A 21,875-nucleotide genomic window follows, 5' to 3' on the forward strand; every position below is an offset into this window, starting at 1 on the left:
GATATGTGGTTGCAATAAGCAAGTTTGATGATCGGCGCGAGTGATCAACGGGCTGCGCGATCAGGTTGATTCAATGATTCGTTGATGCTTTGATCACAGGTCCGGTACGGATTGGAGGTCAGCTAGCCAAGCGGCCGATGATGCATCGGAGGGCATCCGCCAATCGCCGCGCGGAGAAAGTGTTCCTCCGGCTACCACCTTGGGGCCGTTGGGAAGCGTGGATCGTTTGAACTGATTGGAGAAGAAACGGCGATAGAAGAGTTTCATCCATTGTTTGATCTGGCCAATCGTGTATTCATTGCGTTCGTCATCAGGAAATGCCGGAGGCCATTGGCCCACAGTTCTATCGTGCCATGCATGCCAGGCCAAGAAGGCAATGGTGGAAGGTGACATTCCACGGCGGAGCAAATAGAAGAGGGTGAAGTCCTGCAGTTCGTAGGGTCCGATCTTCTGTTGGGTGGATTGGATGGTCTCGCCGTCTTTTGCCGGGACTAGCTCGGGTGAGATCTCCGTATCAAGGATCGACTGCAAGGTGGTTCCCACTTCGGACGTGAATTGACCCGAGGCTATGACCCAGCGAATCAGGTGTTGCATGAGGGTCTTGGGAACGCCGGGGTTGACGTTGTAATGGCTCATCTGGTCGCCAACGCCGAACGTGCACCAGCCCAACGCCAGTTCTGACAGGTCGCCGGTGCCCAGAACAATGCCGTTGTGTTCGTTCGCGAGTCGGAACAGAAAATCTGTGCGCAGGCCCGCCTGCACGTTCTCGAACGTCACGTCGTACACTTCTTCGCCAGATGCGAATGGGTGTTTCATGTCTGCCAGCATCTGGTGGGCTGCTGGCCGTATGTCTATCTCTTCGAAGCTCACCCCGAGGCGCCGTGAGAGTTCGATGGCATTGTTCTTGGTGTGGTCTGTGGTGGCGAATCCGGGCAAGGTGTAAGCCAGAATATCCGTGCGTGGCCGACCTAGCTTGTCCATCGCACGCGCGGCAACAATAAGTGCATGAGTTGAATCGAGCCCACCCGAAACGCCGATAACGATCTTCGGGTTGCCGATTGCCCGCAGGCGTTGCGCCAGTGCGTGTACCTGAATGTTGTAGGCCTCGTAGCAATCTTGATGAAGCAGTTCAGGATCGGCGGGAACGAACGGGAAGCGCGCCACGTTGCGCCGCAAGCCGATGTCAGTGTTTGGCGGGTTGAGTGTAAAGGTAACCGATCGGAATGTGAGTCCACCTGCGCGGTCGGCGTCGGTACGAACATCCAAAGCACGGCGGTTGTCGTCAAAGGAACCTTGGCGCAAACGCTCTTGGTGGATGGAACCGAGGTCGACGTCGGCGATGGTGCGCTGGACGCCAGCCTGGAAGCGGGCAGAAGCTGCCAGCTCGGTGCCCATCTCATAGATCATGGCTTGGCCGTCCCATGAGAGATCCGTGGAGGATTCACCTTCACCTGCGGCGGTGTACACATATGCTGCGCTGCAACGCGACGAGGCCGCCTTCACAAGTGAAGTGCGTTCCGCGGCGCGCCCGACGGTAATGGGTGAACCGGAGATGTTGACCAAGATGTTGGCTCCTGCGAGCGAAGCCTGAGCAGAGGGTGGAACTGGCACCCACATGTCTTCACACACTTCAACATGGAACGCGAAGTTCCGGGTGTCCTTGGCGCGGAAAATCAGGTCTGGGCCAAATGGAACCGTTTCGGGTGGGAAGTCATAGTCGAGGAATGCGTCTAGGTCAGCCTCCGGTCCAGGATGGACTGAGTTGTGGACCGAGGTGGGGAAAGACGGCACGAGCGGCGCCTGTGGGCGCGAGCCAACGCCTGGAAGCTCGATCTGTTGGGCACGTTGATCATCCCCGCTAGCGAAGTGCCGCTTCTCGTAGAACTCACGGTAATTGGGGAGGTATGACTTTGGAACCACGCCCAGAACCCGGCCGCGATGGATGACCACGGCGCAGTTATACAGGCGATTGCCTTTCACGAGCGGAGCTCCCAGCACGATGACCGGTAGAAGATCCACGGAAGCGGCCCGAACCACCTCAAGAGCTTCGAGTACCTGCTTGATGAGCACGTCTTGGAGGAGGAGGTCGTCGATCGCATAGCCCGTAAGGCTTAGCTCAGGGAACACGGCGAGCGCCACACCTGCCTCCCCGCATTCGCGCGCCACATTCACTGTGGTTGTGGCGTTCTCAAGCGGGCGGACAGGTTGCACGGGCACCGTGCAGGCTGCCACTCGGGCAAAGCCATGTGCGTAGACAGAGTAGAAACAGTCCATGGGTTCCAGTTTGCCAGAAGTGGGCAGGAGGCTCATTTAGGTGTGGGGGCGATCCGTGTGGGAAGCCACCCGTCATCGTCTGATCGGGAGCCTCCACAGTGAGACCGCAATGAGCGCTCCACCACACACCAGTGCCACAAGCAAATACTGCGACGCTAGATAGAGAACTTCAACCATCATGTTTGACGAGGACGGCCACGGTATTGAATCGATGGATGGTAGTCCAATTCTGCGTGCCGCCCATGGCACAACGGTGTTGAGTAGGATGAAGCCGCCAACCGGAATCCACCAGGTAAACCGGACAAACAAGATCGAGCACACGTATCCCACCCACGTCACCGTGAGGGAAACAAGGAACGCCAACAGCGGAGCTAGCCACAGCGCGTGTTGGAGAATCGTGCCAGTGAAATCACCTGCCTCCAAACCGATGATGGATGTGTCTGCGGTGGAATCGGCGAGGGAACTGACCACGAGGTTTCCGGAGAAGTCGCCGTAAACCGTCATGACCACTACACCAATCACCAGAGTCAAGAGTGCGAGGAACACCGCGTTGAGGATCCAGATCGTGGTGAAGGTTGCAAAGCTCGACTTCCGAGTCATGCCAGAGCCTAGGTAGGTCCGGGTTGTTGCCGCGTCTACGATACCCGTGATGAATGAGACGATCGCGATGACCATTCCCAAGACAAGGAATGCGACCAGCCAGGTGGCATCACCGCCGTTGACTTCGATGTGTGGACTCAAGACGAAGCTGAAGTCGGTGGAGTCGATTCCTCGGATCACAACGACGAGGTAGGCGATACCTGCCACGATCGCAGGAATCACTATCGAAAAGATCAACGTTAGGGCGTTATCGCGAATTCTTGTTCGCACAAGCCTCTGCACGATCGACCAATTGATCAAACGGCCGGGGCTGGAAATGTTGTGTGTTGAAGTCATTGAATTGCACTCCGTCCCAGTGTGCTGCGTTGTTCGTCTGTGATCGTCAGGTCCATGAGGACCTCGGTTAGATTGGGCAGGCGGCCGTCAAGCATGTGCCGCATCCGTACCTCGTCCACGTCTCCCATCTCCACCACACGGCCTTGATCAAGGAACACGACGTGATCCAAGAGGTTGTCGATCTCCTCAATGAGATGGGAAGAAAGAAGGATGGTCCGGGGATAGCGGGTGTAGTCCTCCAAGAGAGTTCGATAGAACAGTTCTCTTGCCACGGCGTCCATTCCGAGGTGAACTTCGTCGAAGATTGTGACGGGGCAGCGAGAGGCCATCCCGAGCGTGGCGTAGAACGCTGAGCGCTGCCCGCGCGACAACTTGTTGGGCTTCTTCTTTGGGGAGATGGCGAACATGTCAAGCAGTTGGTAGGCGAAGCCGTCATCCCAAGCTGCTCGCGTATCTCGCCAGAGTGCGAAGGTCTCCTTGATCTTCTCGTCATCGAAGATGCACGGATCGTCGCCCATGTAGCTGACTGTTGGCATTATCCGCGGGTTTTCGTACACGTGCTGACCGTCGATCAGAACCTGCCCTTCGCCCGGGTGGAGGAGACCAGCAATCAACAGGCTCAGAGTGGATTTGCCGCATCCATTGCGGCCGAGGAGGCCGGTGATGGAGTTGTGTTCCACGGTAAAGGACACGTCGTGGAGGACATTGGGACGGTAAATCTCATACTTGAAGCTGACGTTGGCTACGTCTATGGCAGTCATGATTGTTCCCTGTTCATGCTGGAAGTGTTGAGGTTCGTGGGTGTGCGGCCGGAACTGGTGGGCTGCGTGTGTTCGGCAGGCTGCGCTGTGGCAAGGAAGTCTTGCGCAAGCACCAAGATCTCTTCTGGCGAAAGCCCTAGCGCGAGGCCTTCCCCAAGGGCAGGGGCAAGTTGGTCGTCAACAAAATGCTCGCGGCCTGCCTCACGCAGGATCTTGGGTGCTCGTGGGGTCACGAACATGCCAATTCCGCGCCTCTTTTCGACCACGCCGGTATCGACGAGCAGCCCGAACGCCTTGTTTGCGGTGGCAGGGTTGATTCGATACTGCGTTGCGTACTGGGTAGTAGACATGAGTTGGTCACCAGGTTCGAGTTCGTCGGTCAGGATCTGGTGCCGAATTTCATCGGCAATTTGAAGATAGATCGGGCGATCGTCACTGAAGTTCACTCTGACACCTCCCAAGTATATCGGTTAGTTACATGACTAATTAACCACGTAACCGGCTAGCTGTCAAGAACCGGACGTGTGGCGGCCTAGGGGTAAGCTTTGTGCGGGCGTTGCCACGCAATGGGACGGAGGCGACGAATTTTCTTGAGTGGCAGCGGTTTCTCCGCGCGCTCGCAGGGAGGAACGTGATGAGCCGACCAACTATCGGGATCTTCGGAGTGGGGCGCATAGGCATCATGCATGCGAGGTTGCTTGCTCCCTATGCAGACCTCGTCGTGGCGGACCCGCGGCCCGAATGCGCGGCCCTCGCGCAGGAACTCGGTGCCACTATTCGCGATACGGGGGAGTTGCTTGCCTCCACAGATCTTGATGGCATCGTCATCACTACGCCTACTGATACGCACGCGGACATGATCTGCGAAGCGGTCAAACTCGGGGTTCCCATCTTCTGTGAGAAGCCGGTTGCGCTGGACATTGCCTCAACGCAGCGTGCCAATGCGGCTGCGAAGGCTGCGGGTGTGCCGGTGCAAATCGGTTTTCAGCGCCACTTTGATGCGGCCTACACTCAAGCCCGGGAACGTCTGGCTGCTGGCGAGATTGGGGAACTGCGCCGGGTTCATATGGGAACTCTGGATCAGGCGCCAGCTCCTCGCGAGTTCTTGGCGGCCTCTGGCGGCATCTATACGGACTGTCTGATTCACGATTTCGATGCATTGCGGTGGGTTACTGGGCGTGAAGTCACTGAGGTATACGCCGTAGGTACGGACCTAGGTCAAGCCGACTTCGCCGATTTTGGGGACGTGGCTGAGACCGCGGTGATCCTAACTCTTCAAGACAATGTGTACGCTACTGCCCACTCATCGCGTTACAACGGTGCGGGATACGACGTGCGGATGGAGTTGCACGGCACAAGGGGAACAGACTTCGTAGGCTTGGATGAACACTTTCCTGTCACCTCCGTTGAGCCGGGTGCCACCTACCCGCAGGGTGAACCATGGACAGACTTCATCTTGCGTTTCAAAGACGCGTACGAACGCGAGCTTCTCGCGTTCTTGGAGATCGTTGCTGGGACGGCATCAGTCACCGCTACTATCGACGACGCCGTCGCCTCGCTGGAGATCGCGGCAGCTTGCGCCCTATCGCGTACTGAGCATCGGCCCGTCAAGCTGTCCGAGATCCGGGTGGGCGACTGATGGATCTACGCCTGAATGCGACTCCGTTCGATTACGCCTTCGTAGCCGTCTATATCTTCTTCGTCATCGCGATCGGTGTTGTCACGCGCCGGAAAGTGCTCACCTCCGAAGATTATTTTCTTTCTGGTCGCAGCCTTCCCGCATGGATCTGTGCGCTAGCGTTCCTTTCGGCAAACATTGGAGCCACGGAACTGATCGGAATGTCGGCGAACGGATCTCAGTATGGGCTGGGAACGGTCCACTACTATTGGATCGGCGCCGTTCCAGCCATGGTGTTTCTCGGCCTCATTATGATGCCGTTCTATTACGGTTCGCGGGTGCGGTCAGTCCCCGAATATCTGCGCCTTCGCTTCAACAAGCAGACCCATATCTATCAGTCGATCGTCTTTGCGGTTGCCACGATCTTGGTGGCGGGAGTGAACCTTTTTGCGCTCGCGTTACTGATCAACGTTTTGATCGGGATGCCGCTGTGGGCATCGATCATTGCCGCGGCCGGGATTGTGCTGCTGTACACCACGATGGGTGGTCTGACTGCCACGATGTACAACGAGGTATTGCAGTTCCTCATTATCGTCGCATTCCTCATTCCGCTCACCGTGGGTGGATTAGCTCGCGTGGGTGGAGTCTCCGGGCTCCTCGATACGTTGAACGCTACACAAGTGCTCGGCAAAGATGGCCTGACTGTGTGGGGAGGTACCGGTCTCGGAAACACCACCAATCCATATGGCAACTGGATCGCACTCTTGCTGGGCATGGGCTTCGTCAACTCGTTCGGATATTGGACCACGAACTTCACTGAAGTGCAGCGCGCACTTTCAGCAAAAGATATGTCTGCAGCTCAGCGCACTCCGATTCTGGCGGCAATTCCCAAGATGTTCCTCCCGCTTATCATCATCACGCCAGGCTTGCTCGCAGCCGTGTTGATTCCGGAGCTTTCCACCGGGGAGCTTTCGCATAACGAGGCTCTTCCGGCCCTCATTGGCGCAGTACTTCCTAACGGTTTGGTTGGGCTTGCCCTCGCAGCCCTCATCGCGGCGTTCATGGCTGGCATGGCCGCAAATGTCTCCTCTTTCAACACGGTTGTTACGTACGATCTGTGGCAGACATACATCCGGCCGGGCAAGTCTGACACCTACTATCTGCGGGTCGGACGCAAGTTGACCGTGGCCGGCGTGGCGATTGCTGTGGGCGCTGCCTTTATCGCGGCGCGATTCAACAACATTCAGGACTATTTGCAGCTACTCCAATCCATCTTTAGTGCGCCACTTTTCGCTACGTTCATTTTGGGCATGTTCTGGAAGCGCATGAGCCCATCGGCGGGCTTGTGGGGGTTGGTTGCCGGTGCGGTGGGTGCCGCAGGAGTCCAGATCGGCTATATGACAGGCCTTCTTGTGTTTAACTCACAGCAGGCGGCCTCGTTCACAGGATCGGGAATGGCGTTTGTGTTCGACGTCGTCGTTTCAATCATCGTAACGATGCGAGGCGTTCCCAAACCGGAGGATGAACTGGACGGCCTCGTATGGGGCAAGGTGAAGATGCCGATTCGAGGGACTCAGCCGGCCCCTGATCTTCACGCTGTTGCGGTCAAAGCAGAACGCGAGCGTGTGGCTACTGGCGAAGCTCTCAAGTGGTGGGAGAACCCCAAGCCGATTGGAATCGCGGTTCTGGTTGTTTTGGTCATTCTCAATGTGACGGTGGGCTGAGATGGAACTCGAAAAAACACCTGAAGAAGGAACAGTGGCAAATAGCGTGAACTCTGGGGCGCGTGGCGTGGATCCAATGGCACTGCGGCGTGGGCTTGCGTGGCGAGGAGGACGATACCCCCGGATCTCGCTTACGACCTTTTTGGACCTTCGCGCATGGATATCGGCGATGTTCTTCACCTTTGGCATCATGCTGACTGTGTACGGCATCTTCTTTGTTACGGATGAGGACATGGCCAAGGGCGCAGGCATTAACCTCAACCTGTGGACTGGCGTGGGCATGATTGTGGTGGCGGCAGCTTTCGCGGGGTGGCTTCTCGCGAGGCCACCCGAGGTGGGGGAAGCGAAGATCGGTGATCCGAAGGAAGATGTGGACTACATGTTCCTGCCTATCCGCGAGCGCTCTGAGGGCGCGGAAGAGGCGAGCGAAGGCGAGTCGTTGCAGGAGTAACGCGTGAGCCTTCATCGGCGAAACGGGTCAGCGACGGCATGAATAACAGCGGTGTCATAGTTTTGGACTGTGATTTCCTATAATTATCAGTTCCGTAGTACAGTGGTGCGTACCGAGGTCGATGGAAGTACCCAGGCCTGGAGAACTCGCTGAGCGTTTTCCTGAGCAATCCATGTGATACCGCGGTTTCTCCGGCGGCTTTGGCCCCGGCATGCGCAGCAGGCAACGCCCCACGCCTGCTGGAACAATGCGCACAACCCCTTTCGGCGCATTACTTGGTTGTTGACCGCTGTTGCGTCTTCTCGCCAGAATTGGGCATTGTGGATGTGACGGATCGGCACCAAGCAAATCAAAGGTATTGGCTAGGTGGCATTCTGTTTCCTGACCAAAATGTCTGAAAGTGAGTTGTGTGATGACTGTTGTAGTGGCGTACAAGTATGCGTCAAATCCCCAAGACGCATCCGTTGGCGCAGATGGCGTTGTGGACTGGTCCCGCGCTAAGGCGTCCGTGAGCGAGTACGACCCAGTAGCCATCTCGTTGGGCCGTGAGGTTGCCTCTCAGAATGACTCCGAGCTGGTTGGTGTGAGCGTCGGCTCAAGTGTGGTCGGCTCTTCGATGGCGCAGAAGAACGCCATGTCCAGGGGTTTGGATCGGGGTGTTGTTGTGGCCGACGACGCCGTCGCCACGTGGAACGCGACGAAGATCGGTTCCGCGCTTGCGGAACTCGTCCGGGGGATTGAGGGTGCTGACCTGGTAATCACCGGCGACGCTTCGGTCGATGCTGGTGCACGCACGATGTCTGGACTCATCGCCGGATTCCTTGGCTGGCCATGCTTCCAAGAAGTCTGTGGGGTTGAGAAGTCAGAGAACGGTTGGCTTATCACTCAGGTCGTTTCCGGAGGAACGCGTCGGATTGACGTTTCTGGTCCCGTTGTCGTGGCAGCAACGTCGGATGCTGTACCGGTCAAGGTCGCCTCAATGAAGGAGATTCTGGCAGCGGGCAAGAAGCCCGTGGATGTGGTCGAAGCCGGTTCGCTGGCTCTGAGCGATGCACAGCTCGAGGTGACCGGGCGTGCCAAGCCCGAAGCAAAGGCCCGCAAGAACGTGGTCTTCAGTGGTGAGAATGCGGCGAGCGAGCTAGTGGCTGCTCTCCGTGGCGATGGCGTTCTCTGAGTTTTCGAGGGTTGAGGAGTTTTTGACATGACGACATGGATTATTGCAGCAGATGAACGAGTCGCTTCCTTGGTGGAGGCAGCTCACACGATTGGCGGCGAAGCGGTCGCGGTGACAGTTGGCGCGGTGGCGGTGACTGGAGTAGACAAGGTTGTCCAGATTGAGGCTGGCGAAGGCGTGCCAGCTGAAGCTTTGGCTCCCCAAGTTGTGGCAGCTGTCCCAGCTGCTGCGGGCGACGTGGTGCTTGCGGCAAATCGGCCAGCTGAACGCGTTCTGGCAGCCGCTGTGGCAGCTTCCCTGAATGCTCCCATCCTCAATGGCTTGGTTTCCCTGCAGGCCCAGTCAGCCGAACTGGCTGTATATGGCGGCATCGGACTGGAGAGCGTTGCGTTTGCTGGACCCGTGGTGGCAATTCTTGACGGCGGGTTGGCATGCGAAGGCGAGGCGGTTGCCGCTGAGACCATTACCGGCCAAGGGTTCACAGCACGTGTGGTTGCTACCGAAGGCTCTGACGTAGCCGAGGTTAACCTCGCTGCAGCCAAGCGAATCGTGGCCGCAGGACGTGGATTCAAGGCAGAAGAAGACTTGGAGTTGGCGCGCGGCCTGTGCAGCGCTTTGGGCGCAGAGCTGGCGTGCTCCCGTCCGCTCGCCGAAGGCACCAACTGGCTCGCACGCGATCGCTACGTCGGTGTTTCTGGGCAGAACGTTTCCCCAGATGTGTATCTTGCCGTTGGCATTTCAGGTCAGGTGCAGCACACCGCAGGGATGAACAACTCAAAGGTTGTTATCGCAATTAACGATGACGAGAAGGCACCCATTTTCCAATTCGCCGACTACGGTGTTGTGGGCGACCTCTACACTGTCCTGCCTGCTTTGACGGCAGAGCTGGGTTGAGAGGCACGCAGTGGAATACGACTTTGATGTAATCGTGGTCGGAGGTGGGGTCGCCGGATCGGTGTGCGCTTACCTCCTGGCTCAAGCCGGGCGCGAAGTGTTGCTTGTTGAGCGCGGGGTGGAACCCGGATCCAAGAACCTATCCGGCGGAGTTTTGTACTGCCGGGTGATGGAGGAGATCTTCCCTGGATTTGTGGAGAATGCTCCGGTGGAGCGGCATATCACCCGCAACGTCCTGAGTTTCCTGAATCCCAGTTCCGCAGTGAATGTGGATTATTGGGACTCGCGTCTGAATGAGCCAACCAATGCTGTGACCGTATTGCGCGCAAAGCTAGATCCGTGGCTTGCAGAGCAATGCGAGGAAGCTGGCGTTACCGTTATGGCTGGCGTTAAGGTCGATTCCCTCCTGCGTGAGAATGGTCGCTTCGTTGGCATTCGTGCAGGTGAAGATGAGCTGCGCGCACGCGTTGTAGTGGCCGCGGACGGCGTCAACTCGTTCATCGCACGCTACGCTGGAATTCGTGACAAGGAGCCGGAGGAGAACCTCGCTGTTGGGGTGAAGTCGGTTATCCGATTGGGTGAAGGCGAAGTTGCAAAACGTTTCAACCTGACGGACAACCAAGGTGCGGCCTATGCGGTAGTCGGCGATTGCACGCAAGGAGTTGCTGGCGGTGGTTTCATGTACACCAATACAGATTCGGTCTCAATCGGAGTCGTGCTTCGCCTAGACGACTTGGTGGCAAAGGGCTTGACCTCGTCGGACGTGCATGACCACTTCCTGACCCACCCGGCGATCGCTCCTTTCCTCGAAGGCGGCGAGCTGCTCGAATACGGTTGCCATCTGGTGGCCGAAGGTGGCCAGAAGATGCAGCACGGTTTGGTTCATCCAGGGCTGGTTCTCATCGGAGACGCCGCAGGATTCACGCTCAACACGGGCTTTACGGTGCGTGGTATGGATTTGGCTGCCGGTTCAGCGCGCGCTGCTGCCAGCGCTATTGACAAGGCTCTTGAGGCCGACGACGTCTCCGAAGCGGGTTTGAAGGGCTATCTAGACCTCGTGGCCGAGTCGTTTGTTGGAAAGGACATGGCCACGTATGCAAAGGCTCCTGCATTCCTTGAGAACGAGGAAATGTATGGGCCACTAGGGGAGATGTTGGCTGACGTGCTGCATGGGGTGTACGACCTCGATCTGAGCCCGCGCCGTCACCTTCTGCCCACCGCATGGAGTGCGCTTAAGGGCTCTGGCCTCAAACTGAGGCGCCTCGCAAGTATCGGCTACCAGGCAGTGAGGTCATTGTGATGGATTTTCCATACGGAAGCGTCCCTGAGCGGCTGGCGCGAAATGTCTACGAAGTGGATGAAGGTAACTCTCACATTCACGTGAACCAGGAAATTGCTAAGGCAACTGGCACCGGCAAGAAGCTTGTGGCAGTGTGCCCAGCGCATGTGTATGCAGAAGAGGCCGACGGCACAATTTCAGTTGAGTATGCCGCGTGCTTGGAATGCGGCACGTGCCTAGCTGTGGCTGCCCCAGGTGCACTGGAATGGCACTATCCTGACAGCTCGATGGGTATTGCCTATCGCGAGGGCTGATTGGAAAGAGTCCAACATAGAATGAGTGTGGGCAGAGGCCATAAGGCCTCTGCCCACACTCATTCTATCAAGGGTTCTGAGAAGATTTGAGACAGTTGTGGTGTAGCTACTAAGGGTTGTGTGCGGACTAGATGCGCCCACAACCGTTCGTGATACAGCGTGGTAGAGCCAGGGATACAGCGTGGCGAGGCACATGCGCAGCGTGGCGAGGTACGGCTACACAAGGACCAAACAGATTGCGGTTCCCAGTTGTTCGGGGCCCGTGATGCTCGTCCTGCCTGTGCCGCGGCCTGCCTGTGCCGCGGCCTGCCTGTGCCGCGGCCTTCCTGTGGCTCGGCCGTTCTTTTCTGCGGCTCAGCCTTCCTTTGCCTCAGCCTGCCTGTGCCTCAGCCCTCTTGTGGGGAGAGAAGTAGGTCGCCCGAAACCTGTGCCAGGCGCAACTGCTGATCAACAATGATCGAAACGTACTCGTGGCAGTTCTCAAGGACCTTGGGGACTTGATCACTTGAGACCCACATCGCGCGGTTGTAAATGGATCCCTCAATCGCATCTACCATTCTCACAATCGACGTATCTGCGGGAATGAAACCCTCGCTGCGAAGTCTGCGAAGCGATGACATGGCATTTTGTAATGGGGTTACGTAGAGCTCCTGCCGGATCTTCTGAAGGTCGGGGTCCGAGCTAATTGAAAATTCCAGAGCTAGGCGTAGAACAGCGTTGCGATAGGGGCCAAGGTAGGAACGCAGACGAAACTCGCCATCTGCAATGAACCATTCCCGAACACTCACCCGCGAGCTTGCAGGTTCACGGTCGAGGATCGATGTGAAAGCTGACTGTAGCAGCTTGCCCTTTGTTCCCCAGCGCGTATAGAGCGTTGACTTACCAACGCCACCTTCTGTGGCGATCCGGGAAAGATTGGTGGCTGACCAGCCGTAATCTCCATATACCTTGAGGGTTGCAGCGAACACGCGTTCCTCTAAATGTATATCCGGCGGTCGACCCACGGATCGCGGTTCTGGTGGGTTCGTGATCACCATGGCGGCAGGCCCTCCTTCGGCGCGGGCGGCCCAGTTAGCTGCTCGCGGATGTCGGCTCTTCCATGATGGCGTACCCCTGATTGTAACGGCCGGAAGGGCTGATTCGGTGCGAAGAGAAGTGGCGCTGTACCGAACTTCTCGTTATAAAAATATCATGTGGATCAACTCGCACAATGTGACCATGGGCCGATATTGATGCAATTTTGAGCAAATCCAGTCCAAAATCCAGAAACTCGCTTGGATAAGTGCATTGGGGGACCTACTACCTAATTACAGATGAAAGTAGTCCCAAATAATGGAGGTGAGCGAGAGGCTTGAAGGGGTTCGAGCGTCTTGCATCGTCAGGCACTGTTCATTGGCGCGCACGGTGGCTGAAGCATTCCCTCAGCGGGAGTGCGGGGCAGCGGCTGTGCGCGTGCATAGTCAGCAGAGACGGCAAGATCGTGACGGTTTCCGAGCTATGCGACCACTTCGTTTCTCGCAACTTCGCAAAGTTCAAGATCCCTGAGAAGGTGGTCATGTTGCAGGAAATGCCGAGGACTAGTTCGGACAAGGTCTCCAAGAGGGAGCTGCGCAACCGCTTTGCTGCCGGAGTTCCAGCAGGTTACGAGGTAAGCACTGCGGTGTGAGCGCTGGCGGCATCGCGTTACGGGAGGAGTCGAGGTTCCTTCATAACAAAGCGCAGCACGGCGTCTTCGATCATGTCACGGTTATGGTCCGTTTCGCTTGCGCCGAGCATGTCGCGGTCAAAGAGCAGTGAGAAGCTGGCGCGGTGCTCGATTCGATTAAGTGCCATGGCTGAGAGCACCTGGTGGACATCGGTGGCGTCGGGCGCGTGGGGATCATCGCGGAACACACCAGAAGCCCGGCCTCGGCTGAGGATATCTTCGAGGATGACCAAGGTCTTCTCATTGATGGTGGCCAGTTCGGGGGTAGCGGCAATAGTCGCAGCGTTGTACTGGAGATTCTCATAAGCAATAATCTTGACGGCCTCGATGTTGCGCTCAAAGTGCTGCAACGTGGCACGTGTCAGGATGCGGAGTGCCGCCTCTGGTTCAAGGGTCTCCGGGCGCAGGTCAATCTCCCGGCGCCGGATCTTCTCATATGCTTCTTCAAGGACTTCCCTGTACAGGCCTGCCTTGGACTCGAAGTAGTAGTAGATCATGCGCTTGGATGTGTTCGTCTTGGAGGCAATGACGTCGATTCGCCCGCCAAGAGGTCCCTTGTCCGCAAACTCTTCTGTTGCTGCATCAATAATCTCACGGCGAGTGATTTCCGGTGCACGGCGCGAGTTGCGTGCGGAAGCGGATGTGGTCACGAGATTTCTATTCCTTCGGTTGGGTAAGTCAGCAAAACTCTACCTGTTCTTCATCGGGCTGGGCCGCTTCTTAGAGAGGCAGCTTCGTTTTGCTCTTCTTAAGTTGTATTTCTGGTGGCGCAGGTGGTAATCGGCTACCGTTGCAGCGCAATGAGTTCAATTGCACCGCTTGGGCATTCTTCCACGCAGATTCCGCATCCCTTGCAGTAGTCCTCATTGATAACGTATCCGCCGGGGACTTTCACAATCGCGTTGTCAGGGCAGACTGCGTAGCAGTTATCGCATTCGAAGCAGGAGCCGCAGCTCATACATCGCAGAGCTTCTCTCACGAGATCCCGGGGAATCTGGCCGTCTATGAACTCGGCTGGCGTTAGACCACTGCGTGGTGGGGTATTGGGAAGAAGCTGGTTTTCCGCAGGTTCGTAGTACCAGTGATTCAGCAGATCAAATTGGGCAAGGATGGCCGGTTCGTCAACTGTGTGGGAGAGGCTTGGTAAGGGTAGTAACGATGGGGTTTGCTCCGTCGTGTTGCTGGTTCCTTGCGTGGGTGCGGGTACAGGTTCCTGCGCAGCCATAGGCTCGTGGGCGCGCACGGGTGTGGACGTGGATGCGAGATACGAGGTGAGTGCGAGCGCGGCGGCACGTCCCCGCCCGATCGAAAGCGTTGATGTTCGCCGTTGCCGCCCGCCGATGTGAACGGGCTGGCGCCAGATGGTTTCGCCGTCCACGATGGCCATGCACATAGAGGCTCCGGTAGCCCAGATGAACCCATCAAACTGGTCCATGACGTTGCTGATGTGGCGGATTGTGTTGTGCATGCGAACAGTGACACCGGCTGAAACAATGCGATTGATTTCGCCATGCAGTATCCACTGCGGCAGGCGATTCTCGCTGATTGACCTGCTGAGTGTGCCGCCCAACTTGTTCTGGGATTCAAAGAGAGTGACGTTGTGGCCTGCTTGATGTAGCTGGTACATGGCGGAGATGCCGCAGGGGCCGGAGCCGATGACCGCCACATTGCGCTGGGTTGACGGGCGAGGGGCCGGAAGTGCCCAACCCTCCCGAAGTGCGTGTTCGCCCAGAATGCCCTCGATCTCCCGGATCGAAATGGAACCGCCCAATTGCGTGCGGTTGCATGCCGATTCGCAGGAGGCATAGCAGATCCTGCCCATTGTGGCAGGCAGCGGATTCACTGAGACCATGAGGTTCCACGCGTCATGAGCGCCCTGATCGGTGCCCAGTTGCAGAGCGGAGAGCCATTCGCGCACCGGTTCCTCCGAAGCGCAACCGTGCTCGCACGGGGGAGTGAGCGTGCGGTAGCGGGGAGTCTCCGTGCGCCACGTCCCGGTGTGGTTGTTGAGTGAACTGCCAGGCTCCAAATCCACAGCAAACATGGTTCCCTTTGTCACTCCCTTCGTGTTGCTTTGCACCCCACGTGGTCGCAGAGCTTGAGCGTCAACGTGGCAGCACGGAGTCGCTTGCGTGACCGGGTGCTAGGTTGCCAGTTGTGCTTGGTAACCACATGTGCACATGGGAGGCGCAGCCGCGGGCATCTTCAACCACCCCAGCAGCGATAGTCCACCGTGACAGCAACGATAAACGCTGCACCACTTTGTACGATCTGTTTCAGATTTTAGGCCCACTCACGAGGAAGTGAAAGCGTTTAGTGAGAAAGTGAAGAGTTTAACGAGTTTCCACGTGGTAACTGGCGAGTCGCATAAGGGTGCCGATGTGTGGGCAAAACAGGAAATCTATGTAATGAACAGTGAAAAAAGTCCCGGATCTGAGAGGTGTTCCGGGATACTATTGGCTTGTAACGTTTCTGTGGGATCTCGAAGACGAGGTTAGTGGAGACTCCGCCAAGCGGCCAGAACGCAAGTCCAATACTCCTGAACATGGCTTCCTGTAGTCTTGGGTTTGTACCAAATGGTGAGTTTCTGTACGACCAGCTTTGAGCACCTGCATCGTTGCACGGTGGATGTTGGCACGCGCCGTGCAAGGTTAACCAGAGAGAGGCTGAAATGACCGTAGTGGTCGCGTACAAGTACGCAGCAAATCCGCAGGATGCATCCGTCGGTGCTGATGGAGTGGTGGATTGGTCCAGAGCTAAGGCAGCAGTCAGTGAGTACGATCCCGTTGCTGTCCAGCTCGCCCGCACAGTTGCAGGCGATTCAGAAGTTGTGGGCATTAGCGTTGGAACAGCCGCTATTGCCAGCTCAATGGCCAAGAAGAGTGCGATGTCCAAGGGGCTTGATCGCGGCGTCGTCGTCGCTGATGATGCCACCCAAGGCTGGAACGCAACTCAGACTGCCGCGGCCCTCGCAGGGCTTGTGGGCCGGATCGATGGCGCAGACTTGTTGGTCACAGGCGATTCTTCGATCGACGACGGCGCACGGATGATGTCTGCGCTAACGGCGGGCTTCCTAGGCTGGCCGTGCTTCCAAGAGGTGACGGCAGTTGAGAAGACGGCCGATGGCTACGCGTTGACGCAAGCCATCACCGGTGGAACGCGGACCATTTCGGTTACTGGACCAGTAGTGGTTGCGGCCACTTCTGACGCAGTCCCGGTCAAGGTGCCTTCGATGAAGGAGATTCTGGCAGCAGGAAAGAAGCCAGTAGAGGTTGTGAGCGTTGAGGATGTTGCGCCCGTTGAAATCGGCGTGACAGTCACCGGGCGGAGCAAACCTGCCCCAAAGGCTCGCAAGAATCAGGTCTTCACAGGAGAATCTGCGGTTGCGGATCTCGTAGCCGCACTCCGTACTAACGGCATTCTCTGAGAGGTTGAACAAACATGACTAACACATGGATTATCGCAGTTGACCCGGCAGTCTCCACGCTCGTGGAACTGGGGCGCACCATCGGTGGAACCGTCACAGCAGTCGTGGTGGGAAACGCCGTCGTCAAGGGAGTGGATGCGCTTGTGCGCATACCGCTGGCGGAAGGTACTCCGGCCGAAGCCGCGTCCCCGGCTGTGGCCGCAGCCGTGGCCGCTGAGCCGGGCGATGTTGTGCTGGCAGGTAACAAGCCCGCCGAACGCGTCTTGGCAGGTGCTGTTGCGGCGCTCAAGAAGCTGCCCGTTCTCTACGGTCTGAAGAAGGCTGGCGCAGGCACTGCAGAATTGTCACGCTTTGGCGGAATTGCAGTTGAGACCTGCGCGTTCGAATCCGCAGTAGTCGCGGTGATTGACGGCGGCGTGGAGCCGGAGGGTGAGGCGCCGAACGAACTAACTGGTCCTGCTCAGTTCCAAGCAGCCACGGTCACAAGCGTCGACAAGCGGGAAGTGGCACAGGTCAACCTCACTGCTGCAAAGCGAATTGTTGCCGCAGGGCGCGGATTCAAGGCAAAGGAGGATCTGCAACTCGCAGAGGATCTGGCGGCAACGCTTGAAGCCGAAGTGGCGTGCTCCCGCCCGCTTGCCGAGGGCAGCGAATGGATGCCTCGCGATCGGTACGTGGGTATCTCTGGCCAGCAGGTCAGCCCAGAACTGTACGTTGCACTCGGCATTTCGGGTCAAATCCAGCACACGGCAGGCATGCAAGATTCCAAGACTGTAGTTGTGATCAATAATGACGAGAAAGCACCAATCTTTGCGGGTGCGGACTACGCGGTGGTCGGAGACCTCTATGAAGTTCTGCCTGCCCTCACCCAAGCACTGAAGTAGGAAAACGTGGCCGAGGAACAAGATTACGACTTCGACGTCATCGTAGTTGGTGGCGGCATTGCAGGAAACGTGTGTGCGTACCTCCTCGCGAATGAGGGGCATGAGGTCCTGCTCATTGAACGTGGAATCGAACCGGGTTCGAAGAACCTTTCGGGTGGAGTGTTCTACTGCCAAGTCATGCAGCAGATCTACCCGAATTTCTTGGATGAAGCTCCGGTGGAGCGCCACATTTCACGCAATACATTGAGCTTCCTCAACGAGTCATCTGCCGTGAATGTGGACTACTGGGACAAGCGCCTGACCGAACCGGTCAACGCCGTCACGGTATTGCGTGCCAAGTTTGACCCATGGCTTTCCGAACAGTGCGAAGAAGCCGGCGTCACAGTCATGCCGGGAGTCAAGGTCGACGAACTGATTCGTGAAGGCGATAGGTTCGTAGGCGTCCGGGCCGGTGAGGACGAGCTTCGCGCCAAGGTAGTTGTGGCTGCTGACGGCGTCAACTCCTTCCTAGCCCGTTACGCAGGGCTTCGCGCCCAAGAGCCGACCGCAAACCTCGCTGTGGGAGTCAAGTCAGTTATTCAGCTTTCAGAAAGCCAGGTCCGTGACCGCTTCAACTTGAGCGGTAACGAGGGTGCGGCGTACGCCGTCGTCGGCGATTGCACTGAAGGCGTAGCTGGCGGTGGCTTCATGTACACAAACAAGGATTCGGTTTCGATCGGAATTGTGGCCAACCTTGAGGATCTGGAAGCCAAAGGTAAGTCTTCTTCAGACCTTCACGATCATTTCCTCTCACACCCGTTCATCAAGCCGTTTATTGAAGGTGGGGAACTGCTCGAATACGGTTGCCACCTCATTGCGGAGGGCGGTCAAAAGATGCAACACGGCTTGGTTCACAACGGCCTCGTGTTGGTTGGCGACGCCGCAGGGTTCACACTCAACACCGGATTTACGGTGCGTGGGATGGATTTGGCTGCAGGTTCCGCACGAGCCGCCGCCACGGCAATTAATGCTGCATTGAAGGCTGGCGACTTCTCAAAGAGCGCTCTGCAGGAGTATGTGAGCGAGTATGAGGCAAGCTTTGTTGGCCAGGACATGGCCACATATGCCAATGCCCCAGCTTTCCTTGAAAACCAAGAGATGTATGGAGCAGTAGGGGAGTTACTGGCCGACGTACTTCACGGTGTCTACAACCTAGACACCACTGCGCGCAAGCATCTACTGCCAACCGCGATTGGCGCATTTAAGAAGTCGAGGCTGAAGCTGACAAGGTTGGCGAAGATCGGCATCCAAGCAGTGAGGGCTTTGTGACATGAGTGAGTTCTTTGAAGGATCTGTGACCGAACGTCTGGCTGGCAATGTGTACGAGGTCGATGAGGGAAACTCCCACATCGAGATCAATCAAGAGATTGCTCGAGCCACCGGCACTGGAAAGCTTCTGGTGAAGGTGTGCCCGGCGCACGTCTACTCCGAAGAAGCCGATGGCACCATCTCCATTGAGTATGCAGCCTGCCTTGAGTGTGGAACGTGCTTGGCGGTAGCTGCGCCAGGTGCCCTGAAATGGCATTATCCCGCCGGTTCCATGGGGGTGGTCTTCCGCGAGGGCTGAGGGTGCCCTACGCGGATGTGCGTTGAGCTATCTGGGTGCTCGGCGTGCACAAGTGATGAGGTGAGACTCGTCGCGCCACGCAAGTGAGGCTGCGAACCCGTCGGACGGTTCGCGGCCTCACTTCACTTGTGTTTGAGGGCCGTGGCGCGCGGGAGGGCTGGGAAATCAGGTTTACCCTCTGGGCTGGCGGCTCGACGCTCCGAGAATCTTTCCTTAGGGAACACCACACGGTAGTGTTAGCGCTAACAATTGTTCCTCACATTGACGCTCAGGCACTGGTTCCCGTGTCCGTTTTGGGGAATGATTGCATGCGATGGTGCATATCTAAGGAGTCGAAATGACTGTTGCTTCAGACCGAGCCCCCTATGAGCTGACGTCCGAGGTTCTGGAATCAATCAAGCATCCCACCCCATCTGAGATCGCATCTATGGATGCATGGTGGCGGGCAGACAACTACCTCACAATTGGCCAGATTTATCTCCAGTCAAATCCGCTTAATCCGGCGAGCCTGACGTTTGACGACATCAAACCACGCCTGCTAGGACACTGGGGAACCTCGCCCGGCCTTGCTTTCCTATACACACACGTCTCCGACCTCATTAAGAAGTCCAACCAAGACTGCGTGTTCATTACGGGTCCGGGCCACGGCGGTCCCGCATTGGTCGGTGCCTCTTACTTGGAGCAGTCCTACACTCAGATCTATCCGGACATCACGGAGGACACCGCAGGTCTGACCCGGCTCTTCCGTCAGTTCTCAGCCCCTGGCGGCATCCCATCCCACGTCTCAGTGACCACTCCGGGATCCATCCATGAGGGCGGCGAACTAGGCTATGCGTTGGTTCACGCATTCGGAGCTGTGTTTGACAATCCGGACCTGTTGGCGGTCGCCGTCGTCGGCGATGGTGAAGCTGAAACGGGACCGCTTGAAGGTTCGTGGAAGGGCATCTCATTCCTCAATCCTGAACGCGACGGCGCTGTACTGCCGGTGCTGCACCTGAACGGCGCAAAGATTGCTGGGCCTACGGTTCTTGGGCGCAAAGATCCGGAAGAAGTCCGTAACATCTTCCGCGGTCACGGCTACGAGCCCATTGAGATCAACGTGGGCCTAGACGAATCGGACACCGATTTCCACGAGCGTTTCGCCGAAGTACTGGGCGATGCCTATGCGCGGATCCGTGAGATTCAGAGCGAGGCGCGCGCACATGCCGGTGAGCCTGTGGAGCACAACGGTAAGCGCCCGGTGTGGCCAATGATTATCTTCCGCTCTCCCAAGGGTTGGACCGGCCCGCACGAGGTGGATGGAATCGTAGTTGAAGGCACGTGGCGTGCCCATCAGGTTCCACTTTCTGGAGTTAAGGGCGATGCCGCTCACTTGGATATTCTCAAGCAGTGGTTGGAGTCCTACCGGCCCAGCGAACTCTTTGACCAGAACGGCCATCCCACCGAAATCGTTTTGGCCGCTAACCCTGAGGGCAGCAAGAGAATGTCGATGATTCCTGCGGTCAACGCGGGTGTGGACGAACCTCTCAGGATCCGGGATCTTCACGAGTATGAGGTTTCAGTTCCGGCACCAGGAACGCTCAAGGAGGAATCCACTCGCACGATCGGCAAGATCATGCGTGACATCTATGTGGACAATCCTGATAACTTCCGGCTCTTCTGCCCAGATGAGACCAACTCAAACCGGCTGGGTGCAGTGTTTGAAGCCTCTGACCGTTGTTCGATGGAACGCACTACGGATCTAGATGTTTCGATCTCGCGCGACGGCCGGGTCATGGAGGTGCTCTCCGAGCACAACTGCCACGGCTGGCTTGAGGGATATGTATTGACGGGGCGTCATGGCCTGTTTGCATCTTATGAGGCGTTCGGACTGATCTCTGCTTCTCAGACCGTGCAGCACGGCAAGTGGCTTGAGGAAGCTGGCAAGCTCGAATGGCGCAAGTCGATTCCGAGCCTGAACATTCTGCTTTCATCAACATGTTGGCGCAACGATCACAACGGTTTCTCTCACCAAGGCCCTGGGCTCATTGAGAACGTGTTGTCTTTGCGTGGGGATGTGGCACGGGTGCTGCTCCCACCGGATGCCAACTCGCTTGCGGTAGTGGCGCGTGACTGCTTCAGTTCCACGGATCGGGTGAACCTGATTGTTCAAGACAAGCAGCCACAGTTCCAGTACATGAGCATGGAGGAAGCCGAAGTCCACGTTGAGAAGGGATTCGGTATTTGGGATTGGTGCTCCAATGAGGGACCGGATAACAAGGTTGATGTGATCTTGGGATGCGCCGGTGACGTGGTGACAATGGAAGTTGTAGCCGCCGCTCAGATCCTTCGTGAGAAGCTTCCAGACCTCAAGTTCCGCGTGGTCAACGTCGTGAACCTGACTACTTTGGCTCGTCCAAAGGACAATGTTTGCGGCATGAGTGATATCGATTTCTCCGAGCTCTTCACTGATTCTCGGGACGTCGTGTTCGCCTTCCATGGTTACCCGGGGGCTATTCATAAGCTCGTGCACGGGCGCCCGGATGCGGATCGATTCCATGTGCGTGGGTTCGTTGAAGAGGGTACGACGACGACGCCGTTCGACATGGTCGTTCGTAACAAGGCCGATCGCTACCACTTGGTCATGGACGCCATTAACAACTCCAAGCACAAGCCGCGTGGCTCAGCAGACCTCAAGCGTTGGTGCCAGGCGAAGTTGGATCGCCACGAAGAATACAAGGTAGCCAACCTGCAAGATATGCCCGAGATCGCTGACTGGGTATTCGGCGCTCCTCTGGATTGACGATGATTGCTGTGGCTGCGGGCGATCGCGCGGGCGATCCCGCCCG

The 21,875-nt window shown here is 57.2% G+C and carries 20 protein-coding genes; 13 read left to right on the forward strand and 7 right to left on the reverse strand.

The window, feature by feature from the left end; genetic code table 11:
- Window positions 1-93: 93 nt before the first annotated feature.
- From H2O17_RS03190 to H2O17_RS03205, 4 genes are all read right to left on the reverse strand, one after another.
- Window positions 94-2,274, reverse strand: a complete 2,181-nt coding sequence (locus H2O17_RS03190) for an NAD(+) synthase (RefSeq protein WP_182050304.1) — start codon at window positions 2,272-2,274, stop codon at window positions 94-96.
- Window positions 2,275-2,346: 72 nt separating this feature from the next.
- A complete protein-coding gene (locus H2O17_RS03195; RefSeq protein ID WP_182050305.1) occupies window positions 2,347-3,210 on the reverse strand; it encodes a hypothetical protein in 864 nt (287 codons plus the stop codon).
- The gene (locus H2O17_RS03200) at window positions 3,207-3,971 is read right to left on the reverse strand and encodes an ATP-binding cassette domain-containing protein (RefSeq protein ID WP_182050306.1); all 765 of its coding nucleotides are present in this window, start codon (window positions 3,969-3,971) and stop codon (window positions 3,207-3,209) included. The genes H2O17_RS03195 and H2O17_RS03200 overlap by 4 nt, the downstream gene beginning before the upstream one ends.
- Entirely contained in the window at window positions 3,968-4,417 is a 450-nt protein-coding gene (locus H2O17_RS03205) for a GntR family transcriptional regulator (RefSeq protein ID WP_182050307.1), read from the reverse strand. Before H2O17_RS03205 ends, H2O17_RS03200 begins: the two co-directional genes overlap by 4 nt.
- Window positions 4,418-4,605: 188 nt before the next feature.
- On the opposite strand from H2O17_RS03205, the gene H2O17_RS03210 reads away from it, so the two are divergent.
- The 7 genes from H2O17_RS03210 to H2O17_RS03240 all read left to right on the forward strand — a co-directional run bounded on the left by H2O17_RS03210 (window position 4,606) and on the right by H2O17_RS03240 (window position 11,425).
- On the forward strand, window positions 4,606-5,610 hold the full coding sequence (locus H2O17_RS03210) for a Gfo/Idh/MocA family protein (RefSeq protein WP_182050308.1): 1,005 nt from the start codon (window positions 4,606-4,608) through the stop codon (window positions 5,608-5,610).
- Window positions 5,610-7,313 carry a sodium:solute symporter family protein gene (locus H2O17_RS03215; protein WP_182050309.1) on the forward strand — a complete coding sequence of 568 codons (1,704 nt, stop codon included), beginning with the start codon at window positions 5,610-5,612 and terminating at the stop codon, window positions 7,311-7,313. The genes H2O17_RS03210 and H2O17_RS03215 overlap by 1 nt, the downstream gene beginning before the upstream one ends.
- Window positions 7,314-7,347: 34 nt before the next feature.
- Window positions 7,348-7,764: a hypothetical protein gene (locus H2O17_RS03220; RefSeq protein ID WP_182050310.1), complete on the forward strand. Its 417-nt coding sequence runs from the start codon at window positions 7,348-7,350 to the stop codon at window positions 7,762-7,764.
- A 412-nt stretch (window positions 7,765-8,176) separates the two neighbouring features.
- On the forward strand, window positions 8,177-8,938 hold the full coding sequence (locus H2O17_RS03225; RefSeq protein ID WP_182050311.1) for an electron transfer flavoprotein subunit beta/FixA family protein: 762 nt from the start codon (window positions 8,177-8,179) through the stop codon (window positions 8,936-8,938).
- Window positions 8,939-8,965: 27 nt separating this feature from the next.
- Window positions 8,966-9,832, forward strand: coding sequence for an electron transfer flavoprotein subunit alpha/FixB family protein (locus H2O17_RS03230; protein ID WP_182050312.1), 867 nt, complete (start codon window positions 8,966-8,968; stop codon window positions 9,830-9,832).
- A 10-nt stretch (window positions 9,833-9,842) separates the two neighbouring features.
- Window positions 9,843-11,132, forward strand: a complete 1,290-nt coding sequence (locus H2O17_RS03235; protein WP_182050313.1) for an FAD-dependent oxidoreductase — start codon at window positions 9,843-9,845, stop codon at window positions 11,130-11,132.
- The gene (locus H2O17_RS03240) at window positions 11,132-11,425 is read left to right on the forward strand and encodes a ferredoxin family protein (RefSeq protein ID WP_182050314.1); all 294 of its coding nucleotides are present in this window, start codon (window positions 11,132-11,134) and stop codon (window positions 11,423-11,425) included. The genes H2O17_RS03235 and H2O17_RS03240 overlap by 1 nt, the downstream gene beginning before the upstream one ends.
- Window positions 11,426-11,811: 386 nt before the next feature.
- On the opposite strand, the gene H2O17_RS03245 is transcribed toward H2O17_RS03240, so the two are convergent.
- A complete protein-coding gene (locus tag H2O17_RS03245) occupies window positions 11,812-12,393 on the reverse strand; it encodes a TetR/AcrR family transcriptional regulator (protein ID WP_182050315.1) in 582 nt (193 codons plus the stop codon).
- Window positions 12,394-12,776: 383 nt separating this feature from the next.
- On the opposite strand from H2O17_RS03245, the gene H2O17_RS11710 reads away from it, so the two are divergent.
- Window positions 12,777-13,091 carry an AMP-binding enzyme gene (locus H2O17_RS11710; protein ID WP_182050316.1) on the forward strand — a complete coding sequence of 105 codons (315 nt, stop codon included), beginning with the start codon at window positions 12,777-12,779 and terminating at the stop codon, window positions 13,089-13,091.
- A gap of 17 nt (window positions 13,092-13,108) precedes the next feature.
- Here the strand turns inward: H2O17_RS11710 and H2O17_RS03255 are convergent, their stop codons facing one another.
- Together H2O17_RS03255 and H2O17_RS03260 are read right to left on the reverse strand one after the other, a co-directional pair.
- Window positions 13,109-13,780 carry a TetR/AcrR family transcriptional regulator gene (locus H2O17_RS03255; RefSeq protein ID WP_182050317.1) on the reverse strand — a complete coding sequence of 224 codons (672 nt, stop codon included), beginning with the start codon at window positions 13,778-13,780 and terminating at the stop codon, window positions 13,109-13,111.
- A gap of 134 nt (window positions 13,781-13,914) precedes the next feature.
- Entirely contained in the window at window positions 13,915-15,189 is a 1,275-nt protein-coding gene (locus H2O17_RS03260; RefSeq protein WP_182050318.1) for an NAD(P)-binding protein, read from the reverse strand.
- A gap of 612 nt (window positions 15,190-15,801) precedes the next feature.
- Here H2O17_RS03260 and H2O17_RS03265 point away from each other — a divergent pair.
- The 5 genes from H2O17_RS03265 (at window position 15,802) to H2O17_RS03285 (ending at window position 21,829) form a co-directional block, all read left to right on the forward strand.
- On the forward strand, window positions 15,802-16,557 hold the full coding sequence (locus H2O17_RS03265) for an electron transfer flavoprotein subunit beta/FixA family protein (RefSeq protein WP_182050319.1): 756 nt from the start codon (window positions 15,802-15,804) through the stop codon (window positions 16,555-16,557).
- 14 nt (window positions 16,558-16,571) lie between these two features.
- On the forward strand, window positions 16,572-17,441 hold the full coding sequence (locus tag H2O17_RS03270; protein WP_182050320.1) for an electron transfer flavoprotein subunit alpha/FixB family protein: 870 nt from the start codon (window positions 16,572-16,574) through the stop codon (window positions 17,439-17,441).
- A gap of 6 nt (window positions 17,442-17,447) precedes the next feature.
- A complete protein-coding gene (locus H2O17_RS03275; protein ID WP_182050321.1) occupies window positions 17,448-18,749 on the forward strand; it encodes an FAD-dependent oxidoreductase in 1,302 nt (433 codons plus the stop codon).
- A gap of 1 nt (window position 18,750) precedes the next feature.
- Window positions 18,751-19,047 carry a ferredoxin family protein gene (locus tag H2O17_RS03280; RefSeq protein WP_182050322.1) on the forward strand — a complete coding sequence of 99 codons (297 nt, stop codon included), beginning with the start codon at window positions 18,751-18,753 and terminating at the stop codon, window positions 19,045-19,047.
- 337 nt (window positions 19,048-19,384) lie between these two features.
- Window positions 19,385-21,829, forward strand: coding sequence for a phosphoketolase family protein (locus H2O17_RS03285; protein WP_182050323.1), 2,445 nt, complete (start codon window positions 19,385-19,387; stop codon window positions 21,827-21,829).
- Window positions 21,830-21,875 lie beyond the last annotated feature (46 nt).

This window comes from Changpingibacter yushuensis, assembly GCF_014041995.1.
Lineage (GTDB): Bacteria > Actinomycetota > Actinomycetes > Actinomycetales > Actinomycetaceae > Changpingibacter > Changpingibacter yushuensis.